This window comes from Pseudodonghicola sp. (genome assembly GCF_048268305.1).
In the GTDB taxonomy this organism is placed as follows: Bacteria; Pseudomonadota; Alphaproteobacteria; order Rhodobacterales; family Rhodobacteraceae; genus Pseudodonghicola.
Genome location: NZ_JBLWVT010000001.1, coordinates 584,928 through 603,782, shown reverse-complemented (window position 1 = coordinate 603,782; position 18,855 = coordinate 584,928). Strand labels below are relative to the sequence as shown.

Annotated in this window: 15 protein-coding genes; 8 read left to right on the top strand and 7 right to left on the bottom strand. The window is 64.1% G+C overall.

The window, feature by feature from the left end; genetic code table 11:
• Positions 1–79 precede the first annotated feature (79 nt).
• Positions 80–658: a nitroreductase gene (locus tag ACN0V4_RS02950; RefSeq protein WP_417673022.1), complete on the top strand. Its 579-nt coding sequence runs from the start codon at positions 80–82 to the stop codon at positions 656–658.
• Entirely contained in the window at positions 655–1,356 is a 702-nt protein-coding gene (locus ACN0V4_RS02945; RefSeq protein ID WP_417673021.1) for an EI24 domain-containing protein, read from the top strand. Before ACN0V4_RS02950 ends, ACN0V4_RS02945 begins: the two co-directional genes overlap by 4 nt.
• A gap of 52 nt (positions 1,357–1,408) precedes the next feature.
• On the opposite strand, the gene ACN0V4_RS02940 is transcribed toward ACN0V4_RS02945, so the two are convergent.
• Positions 1,409–1,684 (bottom strand): DUF1467 family protein, encoded by a 276-nt coding sequence (locus ACN0V4_RS02940; protein WP_417673020.1) that lies wholly within the window; start codon positions 1,682–1,684, stop codon positions 1,409–1,411.
• Positions 1,685–1,727: 43 nt separating this feature from the next.
• Positions 1,728–2,132 carry a methylmalonyl-CoA epimerase gene (gene mce / locus ACN0V4_RS02935; RefSeq protein WP_417673019.1) on the bottom strand — a complete coding sequence of 135 codons (405 nt, stop codon included), beginning with the start codon at positions 2,130–2,132 and terminating at the stop codon, positions 1,728–1,730.
• 156 nt (positions 2,133–2,288) lie between these two features.
• Between mce and ACN0V4_RS02930 the strand changes: the two genes are divergently transcribed.
• Positions 2,289–3,011, top strand: a complete 723-nt coding sequence (locus ACN0V4_RS02930; RefSeq protein WP_417673018.1) for a response regulator — start codon at positions 2,289–2,291, stop codon at positions 3,009–3,011.
• A 4-nt stretch (positions 3,012–3,015) separates the two neighbouring features.
• Here ACN0V4_RS02930 and ACN0V4_RS02925 read toward each other — a convergent pair whose 3' ends face one another.
• From ACN0V4_RS02925 to ACN0V4_RS02915, 3 genes are read right to left on the bottom strand one after another with little or no spacing between them, the layout of a single operon-like run.
• Entirely contained in the window at positions 3,016–3,735 is a 720-nt protein-coding gene (locus ACN0V4_RS02925; protein WP_417673017.1) for a GNAT family N-acetyltransferase, read from the bottom strand.
• A gap of 42 nt (positions 3,736–3,777) precedes the next feature.
• Positions 3,778–4,956, bottom strand: coding sequence for a DUF1501 domain-containing protein (locus ACN0V4_RS02920; protein ID WP_417673016.1), 1,179 nt, complete (start codon positions 4,954–4,956; stop codon positions 3,778–3,780).
• 11 nt (positions 4,957–4,967) lie between these two features.
• A complete protein-coding gene (locus ACN0V4_RS02915) occupies positions 4,968–6,350 on the bottom strand; it encodes a DUF1800 domain-containing protein (RefSeq protein WP_417673015.1) in 1,383 nt (460 codons plus the stop codon).
• Positions 6,351–6,614: 264 nt separating this feature from the next.
• Between ACN0V4_RS02915 and ACN0V4_RS02910 the strand changes: the two genes are divergently transcribed.
• Complete coding sequence (locus ACN0V4_RS02910; RefSeq protein ID WP_417673014.1) at positions 6,615–7,247, top strand: MT-A70 family methyltransferase; 633 nt, start codon at positions 6,615–6,617, stop codon at positions 7,245–7,247.
• Between the two features lie 3 nt (positions 7,248–7,250).
• Positions 7,251–7,964: a BglII/BstYI family type II restriction endonuclease gene (locus tag ACN0V4_RS02905; protein WP_417673013.1), complete on the top strand. Its 714-nt coding sequence runs from the start codon at positions 7,251–7,253 to the stop codon at positions 7,962–7,964.
• Between the two features lie 121 nt (positions 7,965–8,085).
• On the opposite strand, the gene aspS is transcribed toward ACN0V4_RS02905, so the two are convergent.
• Positions 8,086–9,972, bottom strand: coding sequence for an aspartate--tRNA ligase (gene aspS / locus ACN0V4_RS02900; protein WP_417673012.1), 1,887 nt, complete (start codon positions 9,970–9,972; stop codon positions 8,086–8,088).
• 177 nt (positions 9,973–10,149) lie between these two features.
• Between aspS and ACN0V4_RS02895 the strand changes: the two genes are divergently transcribed.
• The 3 genes from ACN0V4_RS02895 (at position 10,150) to carB (ending at position 16,724) form a co-directional block, all read left to right on the top strand.
• Positions 10,150–11,400: a class I SAM-dependent methyltransferase gene (locus ACN0V4_RS02895; protein ID WP_417673011.1), complete on the top strand. Its 1,251-nt coding sequence runs from the start codon at positions 10,150–10,152 to the stop codon at positions 11,398–11,400.
• Positions 11,401–11,620: 220 nt separating this feature from the next.
• Positions 11,621–13,174, top strand: a complete 1,554-nt coding sequence (locus ACN0V4_RS02890; protein WP_417673010.1) for a M10 family metallopeptidase C-terminal domain-containing protein — start codon at positions 11,621–11,623, stop codon at positions 13,172–13,174.
• A gap of 187 nt (positions 13,175–13,361) precedes the next feature.
• Complete coding sequence (carB, locus tag ACN0V4_RS02885) at positions 13,362–16,724, top strand: carbamoyl-phosphate synthase large subunit (RefSeq protein WP_417673009.1); 3,363 nt, start codon at positions 13,362–13,364, stop codon at positions 16,722–16,724.
• Positions 16,725–16,922: 198 nt separating this feature from the next.
• Here the strand turns inward: carB and ACN0V4_RS02880 are convergent, their stop codons facing one another.
• Positions 16,923–18,644 carry a PHA/PHB synthase family protein gene (locus ACN0V4_RS02880; RefSeq protein WP_417673067.1) on the bottom strand — a complete coding sequence of 574 codons (1,722 nt, stop codon included), beginning with the start codon at positions 18,642–18,644 and terminating at the stop codon, positions 16,923–16,925.
• Positions 18,645–18,855: the final 211 nt, after the last annotated feature.

Here is an 18,855-nt window from a genome sequence, read left to right as displayed (position 1 = left end):
CCCGGCGGATTTGCCCTTGAAACTGCCCCGCCCCGCCCTGAGATTGAGGGAACCCCTAATGTATACAGGCTTCACATCAATGCCCACTTCCAATCCCGCCGCGCTCGACTTCCTGCTGACCCGCCGGTCGCGCCCCGCCAAGACCTTGACCACCCCGGCCCCGACCCGAGACGAGCTGGAGCCGATCCTGCGCGCCGCCGCCCGCACACCCGACCACGGCAAGCTGGAGCCCTGGCGTTTCATCGTGATCGAACAGGGGGCCATGGCCCGGCTGGCCGATCTGGCCGAGGCGCGCGGCAAGGCGCTTGGCAAGGACGAGACCGATATCGCCAAGGGACGCGGCCAGTTCGATCAGGGCATTCTGGCGGTGGCGGTGATCGAGGTGCAGAAAGCTTCGGACAAGATCCCGCCGATCGAACAGACCTATTCCGCCGGTGCCGTCTGCCTGGCGATGCTGAATGCCGCGCTGGCTTCCGGCTGGGGCGCGAACTGGCTGACCGGTTGGGTGTCGCACGATCGCGGCTTCTGCGAAGAGGCGCTGGGACTTGCCGAAAACGAACGTATCGCGGGACTTATCCACATCGCAACCGAAACCGTTCCCGCCCCGGAGCGCCCGCGCCCGGATCTGGCCGCCATCACCGAGTGGGTCGAGCGGTGATTTTCCAATCCTTTCTGCTTGCCCTGCAACAGACCAACGACCCGAAGTTCCGCAAGGTCCTGTTCCTGGGCATCGGGCTGACCTTTGCGCTGCTGGTGGCCGCCTATGCGGTGGTGCTGTGGTTGATCAACTGGCTGGTGGGCGATCAGGTCACCCTGCCGCTGATCGGACAGGTCAACTGGTTGAACGATCTGCTCAGCGTCGGCTCCTTCGTCCTGATGATGATCCTGTCGGTCTTCCTGATGGTGCCGGTCGCCTCGGCCATCACCTCGATGTTCCTCGACGAGGTGGCGCAGGCGGTGGAGGACAAGCACTATCCCACGCTGCCGCCGGTGCCGGGCGTGTCGTTCTGGGACGGGCTGAAGGACAGCGTCAATTTCATGGGGGTGCTGATCGCCGCCAATACCCTGGCGCTGATCATCTACCTGCTGATCCCGCCGGCCGCGGTCTTCATCTTCTGGGCGCTGAACGGTTTTCTGCTGGGGCGTGAGTATTTCATGCTGGCGGCGATGCGCCGGATCGGCCGCGAGGGGGCGAAACAGATGCGGTCGCGCTATGCCGGCACCATCTGGGCCGCCGGCACGCTGATGGCGGTGCCGCTGTCGGTGCCGCTTTTGAACCTGGTGATCCCGATCCTGGGGGCGGCGACCTTCACCCATATCTTCCACCAGCTGGCCGCCCGCGGCGACCGGGGCTGAGCGCGAGCAGAAACCAGAAACGGCGCCCGAGGGCGCCGTTTTCAATCTTGCCCTATTGCGCCGGCGACAACCGGTGCATCCAGTCGATATCGCCAAGCGTGATCAGCCCCGAGGAGATGATCCAGGCGATCACCAGCCAGAGAACCGCCGCCACCACCGTGGTGATGATGGCCTTCGCCTTCAGATAATGATGTTCGGGCGCCCCAGCATGGGTGCCCGGAACCACCTCGCCCATGTCCCCCTGCGTCTTCAGACGGATCGGCAGGGCGATGAAGAAGGTCATGAACCAGAGCACCGCATAAAGCACGATGGCGGATGTGATCGACATTCAGGCCTCCTCCCCTACCCGGATGTGCGGTCAGAGCCGGGGCTCAGACCTGTTCAAGCTCGATCAGGCAGCCGTTGAAATCCTTCGGATGCAGGAACAGCACCGGCTTGCCATGGGCGCCGATCTTCGGTTCGCCATTGCCCAGAACCCGGGCGCCGGACGATTTCAGATGATCGCGCGCGGCGATGATGTCATCCACCTCATAGCAGATGTGATGGATACCGCCCGAGGGATTTTTGTCCAGAAACCCCTTGATCGGGCTGTTCTCGCCCAGGGGATAGAGCAGTTCGATCTTGGTATTGGGCAGTTCGATGAAGATCACCGTGACGCCGTGATCGGGTTCGTCCTGCGGCGCACCGACCTTGGCGCCCAGCGTGGTGCGATATTGCTCTGCCGCGGCCTCCAGATCCGGAACGGCGATGGCGACATGGTTCAGACGGCCGATCATGGCGGGTCTCCTCAATCCTCGTTTGGCAGGGTTATGGGCCCTGCCGGATGCAAGAGCAAGTGCAGCGGCACCTCGGCTCCTGTCGCAGCAGCATTAACCCGGTCTTAGGCATATCACCCTAGCGTCAGCGGCAATCCATGACCGGGGGGCTATAAAATGGATGACACCGATCCTTTCGACACCGAGGGGCCAAGCGGCCGGAGCCGCAGGCCGTTGCTGGGGCTGACTGTTCTGGTGGTCGAAGACAGCAATTTCGCGGCAGAGGCGTTGCGCCTGCTCTGCCTGCGCAGCGGCGCGCGGATTCGCCGGGCCGACAGCCTGAAGTCGGCGCGCCACCATCTGCAGGCCTATCGCCCGTCGGTGCTGATCGTCGATCTCGGCCTGCCGGACGGCTCGGGCACCGAACTGATCGAGGAAATGGCGCAGGCGCGGCCGCGGATTTCAACCATCCTTGGCCTCTCCGGCGACAGTTTTTCCGAAGATTTCGCCATTGCCGCCGGCGCCGATGGGTTCTTGCCGAAACCGCTCAGCTCACTGGCCGCCTTCCAGACCATGATCCTGCGGCGCCTGCCGCTCGATCTGCTGGACATGCCGCCCAGCATCGGCGAGGACGAGATCATCCATCCCGATCCGCTCGCCTTTCGGGACGACATGGCCCATGTCGCCGATATCCTGACCGAAACGAACGACGGGCGGGTGCTGGATTACGTGGCGCAATTCCTGCGCGGCGTGGCCCGCAGCGCCGCCGATGAGGATCTGGCCGAAGCCGCCGCCGAGCTGACCCAGATTCGGCGGGAGGGGGCGCCGGTCGGCTCAACCGCGGCGCGAATCGCCGGCCTCGTCCAACAGCGGATGCAGGAGGGCGACCGGCTGATCTGACCGGTCAAAGGGCCGGGTCAGACCCTGCCCGCAGCGGCCGCGTCAGATCGCTGAGCCGCTGCACCTGCCGGCCTTCGGCATCGAAGTTCTCTGCCCCCAACCAGGCGGCATAGGCTTGGCGCAGCGCCGGCCAGTCCTGATCGGTCACTGCGAACCAGGCGGTGTCGCGGTTGCGGCCCTTGATCACCAGATGCTGGCGGAACAGCCCCTCATAGCTGAACCCCAGCCGCTGCGCCGCGCGGCGCGACGGGCTGTTCAAGGCGTCGCATTTCCATTCGCAGCGACGATAGCCGGCGTCAAAGGCCCAGCCCATCATCAGCACGATCGCCTCGCTCGCGGCGCGGCTGCGCTGCATCCGGGGGGCGAAGTTGATATTGCCGATCTCGATCGTGCCATGCGCCGGCGTCACCCGCAGAAAGCTCGCCACCCCACCCAGATCGCCACTGTCCAGATCGCGGATCGCGTAGAACAGCGGATCGGAACCGGTTTCGACCTCGCGCACCCAGCGATGATAAAGCGCAGCGGAATGGAATGGCCCATAGGCCATGTAATCCCACAGCCAGTCGTGCCCCTCATAGGCGTCGAAAAGCTGCGCCGCATGGGCTTCGGCCGCCAGTGGCTCGAGCCGGGCAAAGGATCCCTCCAGCACCGCGCCCTCGGGGGCGGGCGGCGGGGTCCAGTTCAGAACGGGCGGGCCCAATGGGCGCGAGGGATCGGTGCTCATGCGGCGGAGCCTAGGAGGCCGCCGCAAGCCTGGCAAGCCGGATCAGAGCATCAACCCGGGATCGCCGCCCATGTCGAGCCCCGGGAAGACCGCCTGTTCCAGCACCCCGCGATCAAGTCCCGATACCCCACGCAGGATCCAGGCGGCCGCGGCGCGGACATCGCCGGTCGGCATCAGATCGCGCCGCTCGTAAAGATCGACCTCGGCCAGGCCGGGCCATTGTCCATGCACCTTGCCGCCGCGCAGGGCGCCGCCCGCCAGCACCATCACCCCGCCGGTGCCGTGATCGGTGCCGCCGGTGCCATTGATGGCGACGGTGCGACCGAATTCGGTCATCGCCACCACCGCGGTCTTGCCCCAGAGCTCCGGCCCCAGATCGTCGTGCAGCGTGGTGATGGTGGCGGCCAGGCTTTTCAGCGCCGGCTGGATGGCCTTGCCCTGATTGCCGTGGGTATCCCAGCCATTCAGCGAAAACGACACGATCCTTGTGTCGCCCCGCATCCGCTCTGCCGCGAAACGGGCGATCTGCACCGCCTCCGGCCCGGCATCGCCACGCATCGGGTCGTCAGTCCCAGAGGAGAGCATCATCGCCTCCGACAGGGCGGCGTGAAAGGCCGGATCGTCCTGCATCACCCGCTCCATCAACCGGGCGGCCTGCGGGCTCATCACCAGATCGGCGTCCGGGGCCCAGTTGGCGATGGTCGCGGGCCCCGCCAGGACCTTCATCTCGCCATGCCCCAGGGCAAAGGCGGTCTGTGCCTCGACCCCGGGCAGGTGCTGCAGCATCCGGTTCAGCCAGCCGTCGCGCACCCCCTGCCCCAGACCGGCGGTGCCGGCTTCGAGGATATCCTGACCATCGAAATGGCTGCGCTTGTCGCGATAGGGGGTGGAGACCGCATGGACGAAGCCGAGCTGCCCCTGCTGCCAGAGCGGCATCAACGACACAAGCCCCGGATGCAGCGAGAAGAACCCATCGAGATCGGCGGCACCGGTCGCAGGACCGCCCGCCAGCCCGCCCCGCAGCCGCGCATAGTCCGGCGTGCCATAGGGCTGCACCACATCGAGCCCATCCATGGCACCGCGCAGGATGATCACCACCAGCCGGGTGTCCCAGGGCGCCGCGGCGAAGCTGACCCGCGACCAGAGCGGGCTGGCCGCCGCGGAACAGCCCAGCAGGGCAGCGCGACCCAGAAAACCGCGGCGGGACAAGGTATTGGACATCTCACATCTCCTTATCGGCGCTGGAAAGCGGGGGAAGCCAGCACAAGCGCCACGGCCTCGGCCTGGGTTTCCGCAGCGCCGGCGGCGAAGCGCACGCTTTCCGGGGCGCCCTCGCCCAAAACCTGGGTGACGAAAAGCCGTGGATCGGGCAGCTCGGGCCTGAGACGGCCAGGGACGGTCAGCGCCCAGTCGATCCGGGCCGAAAGCCCCTGAGGGGTGATCCAGGCCTGATCTTCTTCGGGCCAGCCGTTCGGGCCCGAGGGCTTCTGCCACTCCTGCCCCATCTTGGTCAACGGCACCATGAAAAGCTGATTGATCTGCTTCGGCTGCAGCGGCGCCATCGCCTCGGCCCCCAGCGCCAGCCCACGGCAGGCCGAGGCGATGAAATCGAACCCCGGCTTGACGTTGCCCGGCGCGTCGGTCCAGGCCGCGGGGTGCTCCAGCAGCGCCCCGTAGACCGCGCGCAGATCGCCGCCGGTCTCGCGATAGCGAGCGGCGACATGATCGACCAGCGCTGGATCGGGGGTATCCGAGACGAAATGCACCACCAGCTTGCGCGCGATATGATTGGCGGTCGACGGATGCACCGCCAGATCCTGCAAGGCCTGTTCGACCGCGGCGAACTGTGCCGGATCGCCGCCATAACGGTGGCCCAGGACGGTTTCCGCCCCGGGCTCGGCCCGGTTGGGCCGAAAGACGAAGGTGCCCTGCTCATTCACCCCCATGCCGGTAAACAGCTCGGCCAGTTGGCGCACGTCATCCTGGGTATAGGCGGCCCCCACCCCGAGCGTGTGCAGCTCCATCACCTCGCGGGCGAGATTCTCGTTCAGCCCCAGCGATTTGTCACCCTTCAGGGCAAAGCGGCTGCCGGGCCCGACCGATCCCTTTTGGTTCAGGTATTGCAGCATCATCGGATGGGTGGTCACCGCCACCAGCATATTGCCGAAGGACCCAGACAGATGCGGGCGGATCGCCTCGTCGATATAGGTCGACACAACGCTGGCTGGCAGCGCGGATTTGCCCACCACGGTGAAGTGGTCCCCCCAAAACCGCGCCAGCCTTTCGCGAAACCCCTGCCCGGTTTGACTCCAGCGCAGAACGGTCTGAACCGCCGACTGCTGCCTGTCGTGCTGGCTTTCCCGATTGATGGCACGAATCTGTGTCTTCAGGTCATCTGCCTTGGCGCCGGAAGCTTCCTTGAGTTGTTTCTTCAGCTTCAGGTCCTGTTGGTGCCGCTCGATAAAGACGGAATAGGACAGCATGGGAAAGCGAGTCGCCATGTCGTCCGGCCGGTCGAGTCCGGCCAGCATCGCCTCGACCGACCCCGGTGCGGCGATCACTGGCGAGAGACCACAGCCGAAGCGCGTCTCTGAAAGATCCGGGGAAAAACTCACGCTGCCACCCACTGCTAAGTTCCGAACGCCTGCGGTCCGCCGCAGGCCCTGCCCCGGAATATGGGGCCTCCGGCCCTTTTATACATTCGCCGGTGATGCTACCACGCTCACATTTTCGCGCGATGGCCGAAATTCGCCCGACCCGCAAACGCGGGCCCCATCGGGGAAAAAGGTGGCTTTCCGCCATCGTTCCCCCTATGTTCCCGAGGCAAGGCGACGAAAACCCCAGTGACACCCCGACGAAATTCAAGCAGTATATCGCGTATGACACAGACAGCCGCACAAGATTTGGCCAAGTTCCTGGGGGATTCGCGGTTCGGCTGCGTAATGGCGGACCCGCCTTGGCGATTCACCAACCGCACCGGCAAGGTCGCGCCCGAACACAAGCGGCTGGCCCGCTATCCCACCATGGAGCTTGAGGAAATCTGCGCCCTGCCGGTGGCGGAGCATCTTGAGGACAAGGCGCATTGCTATGTCTGGGTGCCCAATGCGCTGTTGCCCGAGGGGCTGGAAGTGCTGCGCGCCTGGGGGTTCGAATACAAATCGAACATCGTCTGGCACAAGATCCGCAAGGATGGCGGCAGTGACGGGCGCGGTGTCGGCTTCTATTTTCGCAACGTGACCGAACTTTTGCTGTTCGGCACCCGCGGCAAGAACGCCCGCACGCTGGATCTGGGCCGCCGCCAGGTGAACATGATCCAGACCCGCAAGCGCGAACATTCCCGCAAGCCGGATGAGCAGTACGAGCTGATCGAGGGCTGTTCCTGGGGGCCCTATCTGGAACTCTTCGGCCGTGGCGTGCGCGAGGGTTGGACGGTCTGGGGCAATCAGGCCGATGCCGATTACAAGCCCGGCTGGAAGACCTACGCCTATAACTCGGGCGTCGCGGCGGAATAGCCCATGGCCCGCGACATCACAGATCTGGTCTTCGACCCGCAGGAGCTGGCCGAGGCCGCCTTCGACGGCGACCTGCTGCGCCGCTATTCGGTGCGCAGCTATCGCAGCGCCACCGCAGTGCTGCAGCAACGCGCGCCGGAGGAATTCGCGGCAATCAAGCGGGTTCTGCGCGCGTTCACCATCTCGGCGACCGAGATCCGCAGCCCCGGTGGCAACCGGATGGAGGCGACGACGCGTTTTGCCAAGCTGGCAGGCGCGGCGGGCTTTCACGAAGAGGTGCATATCGAGGCCGACCTGGTGGTCAAGCTGAAGGCCGGCAAGGGCCAGTCGGCGCAGGAGGTCGACCGCATCCTGCGGCAGGATTACATCCACAACCACATGATCGACTTCTGGAAGGGTCGGGTCGCCTTCGATTACGAATGGAACAGCAAGGACCAGACCTATGACCGCGATCTCTACGCCTTCCGCAGCTTCTTTGAGGCCGGCGTGATCGACGTCGGCGTCATCGTCACCCGGGAGCTGTCGAACGACTTCTTCAAGTCGCTGGGCCTTTGTCTGGACCGGCTCGGGCGCGAGACCGACCAGACCGTCGCCGCCAAGTTCGGCGCCAGCACCACCGGCACCCACAAGCTGATCAGCCGCATCGCCGCCGGTCGCAGCGGTGGCTGTCCGGTGCTGGCGATCGGCATCCTGCCGGAGAACATCACCCCGGAGTGATGCCCGGGGGCCATTACCCGCGACTGAGGCTGCCCCCCACGGACCGGCCCCCCCACCAAGCCCACAAACGAAAACGACGGCCCGAAGGCCGCCGCTTTACTGCTCGAAACTCTTGCCAGGATCAGTCCTGCGGGATCACCCGCAGGTTCAGCTCCATCAGCTGCTCGGGCGTCGGCTCGGAGGGCGCGCCCATCATCAGGTCTTCGGCGCGCTGGTTCATCGGGAACAGGATGACCTCGCGGATGTTCTGCTCATCGGCCAGCAACATGACGATCCGGTCGATCCCGGCGGCGCAGCCACCGTGCGGCGGGGCGCCGAACTGGAAGGCGTTGACCATGCCGCCAAACCGCTTGCGCACCTCATCTTCGCCATAGCCGGCGATCTCGAAGGCCTTGAACATGATTTCCGGCTTGTGGTTCCGGATCGCGCCCGAGACCAGCTCGTACCCGTTGCAGGCCAGATCGTACTGGAAGCCCAGCACCTTGAGCGGATCGCCCAGCAGCGCCTCCATGCCACCCTGCGGCATCGAGAAGGGGTTGTGTTCGAAGTCGATCTTGCCGGATTCGGCGTCCTTTTCGTAGATCGGGAAATCGACGATCCAGGCAAAGGCGAACCGGTCGGTGTCGGTCAGCCCCAGTTCGTCGCCGATCACGGTGCGGGCCTTGCCGGCAACGGTCTGGAACGCCTCGGGCTTGCCGCCAAGGAAGAAGGCCGCGTCGCCGACGCCCAGGCCCAGCTGCTGGCGGATCGCCTCGGTGCGTTCCGGGCCGATGTTCTTGGCCAGCGGGCCAGCCGGTTCGACTGCCTCCAGCCACCTCTCGGTCAAGCGCTGAACTTCACCGTCTAGGCCCTGGGCCTGAGCTCTCTCCAAAGCACTAGCGAGCAATTGAATATCAATGTCCGAAAGTGTATCGCCTCTTCTTCGCCAGAAGATATAGCCCATGCCGGGCAGGCCTTCCTTCTGCGCAAAGGCGTTCATGCGGTCGCAGAACTTGCGGCTGCCCCCCGTGGGCGCCGGGATGGCGCGGATTTCGGTGCCTTCCTGCTCCAGAAGCTTGGCGAAGATGGCAAAGCCGGACCCGGCGAAATGTTCGCTGACGACCTGCATCTTGATCGGGTTCCTGAGGTCGGGCTTGTCGGTGCCGTACCACAGGGCCGAGTCGCGATAGGAGATCTGCGGCCACTCTGCCGGGTTGTCGACCTTGCGGCCGCCGCCGAATTCCTCGAACACGCCCGCCAGCACCGGCGAGATGGTGTCGAACACATCCTGCTGGGTGACAAAGCTCATCTCGAGGTCAAGCTGATAGAAATCGGTGGGCGAGCGGTCGGCGCGCGGATCCTCGTCGCGGAAACAGGGCGCGATCTGGAAATACTTGTCGAAGCCCGAGACCATCAGCAATTGCTTGAACTGCTGCGGCGCCTGCGGCAGGGCATAGAACTTGCCCGGGTGCAGACGCGACGGCACCAGGAAGTCGCGCGCGCCCTCGGGGCTCGACGCGGTGATGATCGGGGTCTGGTATTCGCGGAAGCCCTTGTCCCACATCCGCCGGCGCATCGAAGCCACCACATCGGACCGCAGGGTCATGTTGCGCTGCATCGCCTCGCGCCGCAGGTCGAGATAGCGATAGCGCAGCCGGGTTTCCTCCGGATACTCCTGATCGCCGAAGACGATCAGCGGCAGTTCCTTGGCGGCGCCCAGCACTTCGATGTCACGCACGAAGACCTCGATCTCGCCGGTCGCAAGCTTGGGGTTCACCAGGCTCTCGTCGCGCGCCTTGACCTCACCGTCGATACGGATGCACCATTCCGAACGCACCTTCTCGACCTCGGCGAAGGCCGGGCTGTCGGGATCGCAGAGCACCTGGGTGATGCCATAATGATCGCGCAGGTCGATGAACAGGATGCCACCATGGTCGCGAATCCGATGAACCCAGCCAGACAGGCGAACGGCCTGCCCAACATTGGCGGCGGTGAGGTCGGCGCAGGTATGACTGCGATAGGCGTGCATCTTGGCGATCCTTTGAGCGATCAGAAATGTGGCGGTGATACACCCCGCTGTGCACCAGAAGTCAAGTAAGCAGGGAGTGACGCGACGGGAATTGCGCTAGACTTGGGAATTTGAACGATCCAGTGTACCGTTGAACGGTGCAAGAAACAGCGAACCTGAACTGCGGAGGTTTGCCCCATGTGGAAAACAGTACTCGATCGCATGTTGGTGAAGCTGATCAAGAGGGGTCAGCTGGTGGTTACCTATCCCGACGGCGAAAGCAGGACCTATGGCTCGAATAATGGGGCGAGCTGCAAGGTCAGGCTGACTGATGAAAAAGCGACGAAAGCGCTTTGCCTCAAACCTGAACTCGCCCTTGGCGAATGCTATATGGACGGGATGCTGCAGATCGCCGACGACGATCTCGAAGGTCTCTTCCGCGTCGTGCTGCGCAACGCGCGCTCGATGGACATCCCGGTCTGGGCGCGCTTCTACAGCAAGCTGCGCTTCGCGGTGCAAAGTCTGGTTCGACTGAACACCCCCAAGCATTCGCGCCGGAACGTGTCACATCACTATGACATCTCGGATGACCTCTATCGCCTGTTCCTGGATCAGGACATGCAATATAGCTGCGCCTACTTCACCGACCCGAAGATGAGCCTGGAAGACGCGCAGATCGCCAAGAAGGCGCATATCGCGGCCAAGCTGCAGATCGAACCGGGAATGAAGGTGCTGGACATCGGCTGCGGCTGGGGCGGCATGGCAATTACCCTGGCCCGCGACTATGGCGCCCGGGTCACCGGCGTGACGCTGTCGGAAAACCAGCTCGCCACCGCCAAGCGCCGGGCCGAGGAAGCCGGCGTCGCCGACAAGACCGAATTCCGCCTGCAGGATTATCGTGCGCTGAACGAGAAATTCGACCGCATCGTCTCGGTCGGCATGCTGGAGCATGTGGGTGTCCCCTTCTATGGGGACTATTTCGCCCAGGTCTCGCGCCTGCTGGATGACGCCGGCGTGGCGCTGATCCATACCATCGGCAGCCTGGACACGCCGGGCGCCCAGGCCGAATGGGTGAACAAGTACATCTTCCCCGGCGGCTATATCCCCAGCCTGTCGCAGCTTGCCCCGGCGATCGAACGGTCAGACCTGTGGTCGCTGGATATCGAGGTGCTGCGCCTGCATTACGCGATGACCCTGCGCCACTGGCTTGCCCGGTTCGACGACAAGATCGACATCGTGCGGCAAAGCTATGACGAACGCTTCATCCGCATGTGGCGCTATTATCTGGTCGCCTGCTTCATGACCTTCGAGGAAGAGAAGCAGGTGGTGTTCCAGTTCCAACTGGGACATCAGCGCAGCCCAGTGCCGCTGACCCGGGATTACATGTACCAGCCGCCCTGGCCGCAGGCCGTGGCCACCGCCCCGGCACAGAGCCAGGCCGCGGAATAGACGTCGGCGCCGAGCTGCGCCCGGAGGCTTGATTGCCCGCCCGCCCCGACGGCGAGGCGGGCAGTTGCAGATGCCGAGCGCGTAAAGTCATCCTGCAATGACCTAAAACAAAGAATCAGCTATAGTTCAGTCATTAGTATTTTAACGAGTGCTGCACCGGTCGGATTTTTCGGTGCACATTTTTCAAGGCATTAAGCCATTAGCGCGGGAGGACGCAGCTATGAAAGAGATTTGGGGAATCGATGGTGAGGACGACATCCTTGCCGGAACTCTTTTCAACGACCAGATTCGCGGTCTTGGAGGGAATGACATCCTGTTTGGGCAAAGCGGCGACGACACGCTCGACGGGGGCGAGGGCGACGATGTGCTGTCAGGCGGCCTCGGGGATGACGTACTGCTGGGCGGCTCCGGCCGCGATGTCTTCGATCTGAGCGCGGGCGATGATGTCGCCTATGGCGGCGACGGCAATGACCACTTCATCGTGAACGGCCTTGCCGGTGACCATGTGGTGATCACCGATACCGCCGGCAGACGAGACACGCTGGATTTCTCCGGCGGCATCACCGGCGCAAAGATCAACATGACCGCCGGGTCGCTGTCTTATGTCGACGACCGGGTGATCGAACTGACCGGCCTCAGCGACGACGGCGAACGCCCGCTCGAGATGGTGCTGCTGCAGGATCTATCCGGCTCGTTCAGCGATGACGTCATCACCGTGCGCGGACTGGCGGATGATCTGATCGCCACCCTGTCGGGGCTGGCGGACAGCGTTCGTCTGGGCCTTGCCAGCTTCATCGACAAGCCGACCTCCCCCTTCGGGAGCCCTGGAGATCATGAGTATCAGACCGAACTGGGGCTGACCTCGGATTTCGATGCCTGGAAAGCGGCGCTGGACGCGATGATCGTCGGCAGCGGGAACGACGGCCCCGAAGCCCAGATGACCGGGCTGCTGCAAGTCGCCCTGCGCGCGGGTGAACTGGGCTGGTCCAGCGACGCGTTGAAGGTCGTGGTGCTGACCACCGACGCAGCGCCGCATTTCGCCGGTGACAACCCGGTGGCGCCGAACGATGGCGATGCCGTGACGGACGGTCCCGGCGACAATGGCACCGGCGAGGATTACCCGACCATCGATCAAGTCAAGGCGGCGCTGCTCGACGCCGGGATCATCCCGATCTTCGCGGTCACCTCTGATGTGGTCTCCGATTATCAGGCGCTGGTTGACGAGTTCGGCTTCGGCACGGTGGTGACGCTGAGTTCGGACAGCTCGGACATCATCGGCAGCATCGAGGGCGGCATTTCCGACGCCACCGACACGCTGATCGAGAATGCCATCGGCACCGATTTGGCCGACGTGATCCACGGCAATTCCGCCAACAACCTGATCCGTGGCCGGGCTGGCAACGACAAGATCTTCGGCGACACTGGCAATGACACCCTGGTCGGTGGCCAGGGCAAGGACAAGCTGAGCGGCGAACGAGGCAATGACGTGCTGGACGGCGGTCAAGGCAAGGACACGCTGAGGGGCGGTGCCGGCGACGACACCTTCCAGTTCAACATGCCCAAGGTCGACAAGGCTGACATCATCGTCGACTTCACCAACGGCAGCGATCAGATTGCGGTCCTCGATGTGGCGCTGCACAGCTTTGCCGACATCACCGCCACACAGATTGGCGACAATGTGGTTCTCGAGCTGTTGGGCACCAAGTTCGCCACGCTCCTCGATACCAACGCGACCGATATCGACGCATCGGATTTCTCCTTCGGCCTGGTCTGAGACCTAAACGAAGGTTCCGAGCGATCCAAACAGATCCCCCGCTTCGGCGGGGGATTTTTCGTCATGACCAGACTGTCGGCCCGGCCCCCTTGCACCTTTCCGACTCATCCCTATAAAGCAGGACAATTTGGGCGCCCGCGCGCCCCCGGTGACTCGCCCGCCGCATATCAAATCGAAGGAACAGGCCATGCCCAAAAGAACCGATATCTCCTCGATCATGATCATTGGCGCCGGTCCCATCGTGATTGGGCAAGCCTGCGAATTCGACTATTCCGGCGCCCAGGCCTGCAAGGCGCTGAAGGAAGAGGGGTACCGGGTGATCCTGGTGAACTCCAACCCGGCCACGATCATGACCGACCCCGGCCTGGCCGACGCCACCTATATCGAGCCGATCACCCCGGAAGTCGTCGCCAAGATCATCGAGAAGGAACGCCCCGACGCGCTGTTGCCCACCATGGGCGGGCAGACCGGGCTGAACACCTCGCTCGCTCTGGAAGAGATGGGGGTGCTGAAGAAATTCGGGGTCGAGATGATCGGCGCCAAGCGCGACGCCATCGAGATGGCCGAGGACCGCAAGCTGTTCCGCGAGGCGATGGACCGGATCGGGCTGGAAAATCCGCGCGCCACCATCGTCACCGCGCCGAAAAAGGATAACGGCCATTTCGATCTGGAGGCCGGCGTGCAGATCGCGCTCGAGGCGCTGGATGATATCGGCCTGCCGGCGATCATTCGCCCGGCCTTCACCCTTGGCGGGACCGGCGGCGGCGTCGCCTATAACCGCGAGGATTACATCCACTTCTGCCGCTCCGGCATGGATGCCTCGCCGGTGGGCCAGATCCTGGTCGACGAAAGCCTGCTGGGTTGGAAAGAATTCGAGATGGAGGTGGTCCGCGACAAGGCGGACAATGCGATCATCGTCTGCGCGATCGAGAACATCGACCCGATGGGCGTGCACACCGGCGACTCGGTCACCGTGGCCCCTGCCCTGACGCTGACCGACAAGGAATATCAGATCATGCGCAACGGCTCGATCGCCGTGCTGCGCGAAATCGGGGTGGAGACCGGCGGGTCAAACGTGCAATGGGCCGTGAACCCCGAAAACGGTCGCATGGTGGTGATCGAGATGAACCCGCGGGTGTCGCGCTCCTCGGCGCTGGCCTCCAAGGCCACCGGCTTCCCGATCGCCAAGATCGCCGCCAAACTGGCGGTGGGCTATACGCTGGACGAGCTTGACAACGACATCACCAAGGTGACCCCGGCCAGCTTCGAGCCGACCATCGACTATGTCGTCACCAAGATCCCGAAATTCGCCTTCGAGAAATTCCCCGGCTCCGAACCCGTGCTCTCCACCGCGATGAAATCGGTGGGCGAGGCGATGGCGATCGGCCGCACCATCCATGAATCCCTGCAAAAGGCTCTGGCTTCGATGGAATCGGGCCTGACCGGCTTCGACGAGATCGCCATTCCCGGCGCCTCGGTCGGGCTGTGGGACGTGACGGAGGGCGAGGACAAGGCCGCCGTCATCAAGGCACTGAGCAAGCAGAGCCCGGACCGGATGCGTACCATCGCCCAGGCGATGCGCCACGGGCTGAGCGACAACGAGATCAACGGCGTCACCAAATTCGACCCCTGGTTCCTGGCCCGCATCCGCGAGATCGTCGAGGTCGAGGCCAAGCTGCGCAAGACCGGCCTGCCGGTCACCGAACACGAACTGCGCCAGCTCAAGATGCTGGGCTTCACCGACGCACGCCTGGGCAAGCTGACCGGCCGGGACGAAGACAACGTCCGTCGCGCGCGCAAGAACCTCGGCGTCAATGCCGTGTTCAAGCGGATCGACACCTGCGCCGCCGAGTTCGAGGCGCAGACGCCCTATATGTATTCGACCTATGAGGCCCCGATGATGGGCGAGGTCGAATGCGAGGCGCGCCCGTCGGACCGCAAAAAGGTGGTGATCCTGGGCGGCGGTCCGAACCGGATCGGCCAGGGCATCGAATTCGACTATTGCTGCTGCCACGCCTGCTTCTCGCTGAGCGATGTCGGCTATGAGACCATCATGGTCAACTGCAACCCCGAGACGGTCTCGACCGACTACGACACCTCGGACCGGCTCTATTTCGAGCCGCTGACCTTCGAACACGTGATGGAAATCCTGCGGGTCGAACAACAGAACGGCACGCTGCACGGGGTGATCGTGCAATTCGGCGGCCAGACGCCGCTGAAACTGGCGCGCGCGCTCGAAGCCGAGGGGATCCCGATCCTCGGCACCACGCCGGACGCGATCGACCTGGCCGAGGACCGCGAACGCTTCCAGGACCTGGTCAACCAACTGGGCCTGAAGCAGCCGCATAACGGCATCGCCCATTCCGACGCCGAGGCGCTGGCGATCGCCGAGGGCATCGGCTTCCCGCTGGTGATCCGCCCCTCCTATGTGCTGGGCGGCCGGGCGATGGAGATCGTCCGCGATATGGACCATCTCAAGCGCTATATCTCCGAGGCCGTGGTGGTCTCGGGCGACAGCCCGGTTCTGCTCGACAGCTATCTCTCCGGCGCGACCGAGCTTGACGTCGACGCGCTCTGCGATGGCGAGGCGGTGCATGTCGCCGGCATCATGCAGCACATCGAAGAGGCCGGCGTCCATTCCGGCGACTCCGCCTGCTCGCTGCCGCCCTATTCGCTGTCGGAAGACATCATCGCCGAGATCAAGCGCCAGACCGAGGCGCTGGCCCGTGCGCTGCATGTGGTCGGGCTGATGAACGTGCAATTTGCCATCAAGGGCGAGGACATCTATCTGATCGAGGTGAACCCGCGCGCCAGCCGGACCGTTCCCTTCGTGGCCAAGGCCACCGACAGCGCCATCGCCTCGATCGCCGCGCGGCTGATGGCGGGCGAAAAGCTGTCCGCCTTCCCGCATCGCGCGCCCTATCAGCAGGATGCCGATTACGACACCGTGCTGCCCTTGGCCGATCCGATGACGCTGGCCGATCCGAACATGCCCTGGTTCTCGGTCAAGGAGGCGGTGCTGCCCTTCGCCCGCTTCCCCGGCGTTGACACCATCCTCGGCCCGGAGATGCGCTCCACCGGCGAGGTGATGGGCTGGGATCGCGACTTCCCGCGCGCCTTCCTCAAGGCACAGATGGGCGCCGGCATGGCGCTGCCGCGCGAGGGCCGCGCCTTCGTCTCGATCAAGGACGCCGACAAGACCGACCTGATGCTGGAGGCGGCGCAAACCCTGGTCGCGCTTGGCTTCACGCTGATCGCCACCCGCGGCACCAAGGACTGGCTGGCCGGCCATGGCGTGCCCTGCGATCTGGTCAACAAGGTCTATGAGGGCCGCCCCGATATCGTCGACATGATGAAGGACGGCGGCATCCAGCTGGTGATGAACACCACCGAAGGCGCCCAGGCGGTCGAGGATTCCAAGGGCATCCGTTCGGTCGCGCTCTACGACAAGATCCCCTATTTCACTACCGCCGCCGGCGCCCATGCCGCGGCCCTGGCGATCAAGGCGCAAGCCGAGGGTGAGGTGGGCGTGAAAAGCCTGCAGGCCTGAGACGCCCCCTGAGACACCAAACGCCCGGCTTCGCGCCGGGCGTTTTTTTGTTCGATCGGAACCGAAGCCCGCGATTGCGCGCTCCTCGCTAACACTCTTGGCCAAGACCAGCCCGGACGCGCGAGGCGCCTTCATCCCCGCGCCCCCCTTCTTCTCGATGCAAATGCTCCCGCCCGACGACGGGCTCCCCTGCCCGCCTCAGGAAACCAGCACGTAGGTACCCGGCGCGTCGCAGATCGCCTTGCCCATCTTCGGCGGCGCGATCTCCTCGCCACTCTGCTGGCCCCGCAGCCAGTCGACCCAGGCCAGCCACCACGAGCCCTCGTGCTCCGCGGCGCTCTCGGCCCATTCCTCCGCCGGGGTATAGTGGTTGTTGGCAAAGATGCGCCCCATGCGGAAATGGCGGTGCGGATGCCCCGGCTCTGACACCACGCCGGCGTTGTGCCCGCCGTTGGTCAGCACGAAGGTCACCTCTTCGCTGCGGGTCAGCGCCCCGGTCTTATAGGCCGATCTCCAGGGCGCCACATGGTCGGTCTCGGTGCCAACCGCAAAGATCGGCACGTTGATGTCATGCGGCGTCACCGAGCGCCCCTCGACCTCGAAGCGGCCGGCGGCGAAATCATTGTCCAGGAACAGATGCCGCAAGTATTCCGAATGCATCCGATAGGGCATGCGGGTCGAATCGGCGTTCCAGGCCATCAGATCGCTCGACCCCGGCCGTTCCCCCATCAGATATTCATGCTGCAACCGCGACCAGATCAGATCGTTCGAGCGCAGGAGCTGGAAGGCCCCCGACATCTGCGAGGCATCCAGATAGCCGTGCTTCCACATCATGTCCTCGAGGAAAGACACCTCGCTCTCATTGATGAACAGCGTCAGCTCTCCCGCCTCGGTGAAATCCATCTGCGCCGCCAGCAGCGTCATCGAGGCCAGCCGGTCATCGCCATCGCGCGCCATCGCAGCAGCGGTGATGCTCAGCAGCGTGCCGCCCAGGCAATAGCCCACCCCATGTACCCGCGACGCCCCGGTGATCTTCTGGATCTCGGCCAGGGCCGCCATCGGTCCCATCTTGCGATAATCCGCCATGCCCAGTTCGGCATCCCCGGCATCGGGATTGAGCCAGGAAATCATGAAAACGGTGAACCCCTGATCTGTCAGGAATTTGACCATGGAATTCGAGGCGCTCAGATCGAGGATGTAATATTTCATGATCCAGGCCGGCACGATCATCAGCGGTTCCGGCTGCACCTTGTCGGTGGTGGGCGCATATTGGATCAGCTCGATCAGCCGATTGCGATAGACCACCTTGCCCGGGGTCACCGCCAGCGTCTTGCCCACCTGGAACTCCTCCGAGACCGGCGCCTTCTCCTTCAGCAGGATGCGGCGCAAATCCTCCATGTAGTTGCGCCAGCCATCGACCAGATTCCTGCCCCCCGTCTCCACCGTCTTGGCCAGGATTTCGGGGTTGGTCAGAACGAAATTCGTCGGCGCCGCCGCGTCAAGCAATTGGCGGGCGGTGAAATTCACCACCTTCTCATGCGCTTCCGAGACACCGCGCACATCGGTCGTCGCCTCGTTCCACCATTTCTGCGTCAGCAGGAAAGCCTGCTGAAAGGCGTTGAAGGGCTGGTGGTGCCAGCCTTCGTGCATGAACCTGCGGTCATGCGAATCCGGCTGTTCGCACTGGTCGCCGTTATGGCTCAACGCGCATTCGGCCATATAGCGCTGGAACCGCATCCAGTTCTCTCCCGCCAGTTCGGCAAGCTGCATCTGCTTGCCCGGCGACATCGCCATATGCAGCGCCCAGTCGTAGTAGTTCAGCAAGAGCGAGGCCGGCGACAACCCCGCCGTGAGCTGGCTGATCGAGGCGCGAAACGCCGTGTCGGCCATATGGGCCAGCTCCTCTTCGGACTGGTGCATGGGCTGGGCGTGATCCTCGGAAGGGACAAGGCGGCGTTCTGTCACGTCGGTCGATCCTGATTTTGCGCTCTGCCCGCCGCGGGAAGGGCGGGTCGAACAAGGAGTAGCGGGGTGTCATTGAGGATTTATGAACTCTGTCCGCAAAGCTTAGCGGCTCGGATCGTGCCCGGCCAGCCTTGACCCAGGGCATCGCTTCGGAAACACTGCGACA

What these genes read in the sequence shown, in the direction of transcription:
- ACN0V4_RS02950 (WP_417673022.1), top strand. Translation starts at nt 80, where the DNA reads ATGCCCACTTCCAATCCCGCCGCGCTCGACTTCCTGCTGACCCGCCGG.
- ACN0V4_RS02940 (WP_417673020.1), bottom strand. Translation starts at nt 1,684, where the DNA reads ATGTCGATCACATCCGCCATCGTGCTTTATGCGGTGCTCTGGTTCATG.
- mce (WP_417673019.1), bottom strand. Translation starts at nt 2,132, where the DNA reads ATGATCGGCCGTCTGAACCATGTCGCCATCGCCGTTCCGGATCTGGAG.
- ACN0V4_RS02930 (WP_417673018.1), top strand. Translation starts at nt 2,289, where the DNA reads ATGGATGACACCGATCCTTTCGACACCGAGGGGCCAAGCGGCCGGAGC.
- ACN0V4_RS02925 (WP_417673017.1), bottom strand. Translation starts at nt 3,735, where the DNA reads ATGAGCACCGATCCCTCGCGCCCATTGGGCCCGCCCGTTCTGAACTGG.
- ACN0V4_RS02920 (WP_417673016.1), bottom strand. Translation starts at nt 4,956, where the DNA reads ATGTCCAATACCTTGTCCCGCCGCGGTTTTCTGGGTCGCGCTGCCCTG.
- ACN0V4_RS02910 (WP_417673014.1), top strand. Translation starts at nt 6,615, where the DNA reads ATGACACAGACAGCCGCACAAGATTTGGCCAAGTTCCTGGGGGATTCG.
- ACN0V4_RS02905 (WP_417673013.1), top strand. Translation starts at nt 7,251, where the DNA reads ATGGCCCGCGACATCACAGATCTGGTCTTCGACCCGCAGGAGCTGGCC.
- aspS (WP_417673012.1), bottom strand. Translation starts at nt 9,972, where the DNA reads ATGCACGCCTATCGCAGTCATACCTGCGCCGACCTCACCGCCGCCAAT.
- ACN0V4_RS02895 (WP_417673011.1), top strand. Translation starts at nt 10,150, where the DNA reads ATGTGGAAAACAGTACTCGATCGCATGTTGGTGAAGCTGATCAAGAGG.
- ACN0V4_RS02890 (WP_417673010.1), top strand. Translation starts at nt 11,621, where the DNA reads ATGAAAGAGATTTGGGGAATCGATGGTGAGGACGACATCCTTGCCGGA.
- carB (WP_417673009.1), top strand. Translation starts at nt 13,362, where the DNA reads ATGCCCAAAAGAACCGATATCTCCTCGATCATGATCATTGGCGCCGGT.
- ACN0V4_RS02880 (WP_417673067.1), bottom strand. Translation starts at nt 18,644, where the DNA reads ATGCACCAGTCCGAAGAGGAGCTGGCCCATATGGCCGACACGGCGTTT.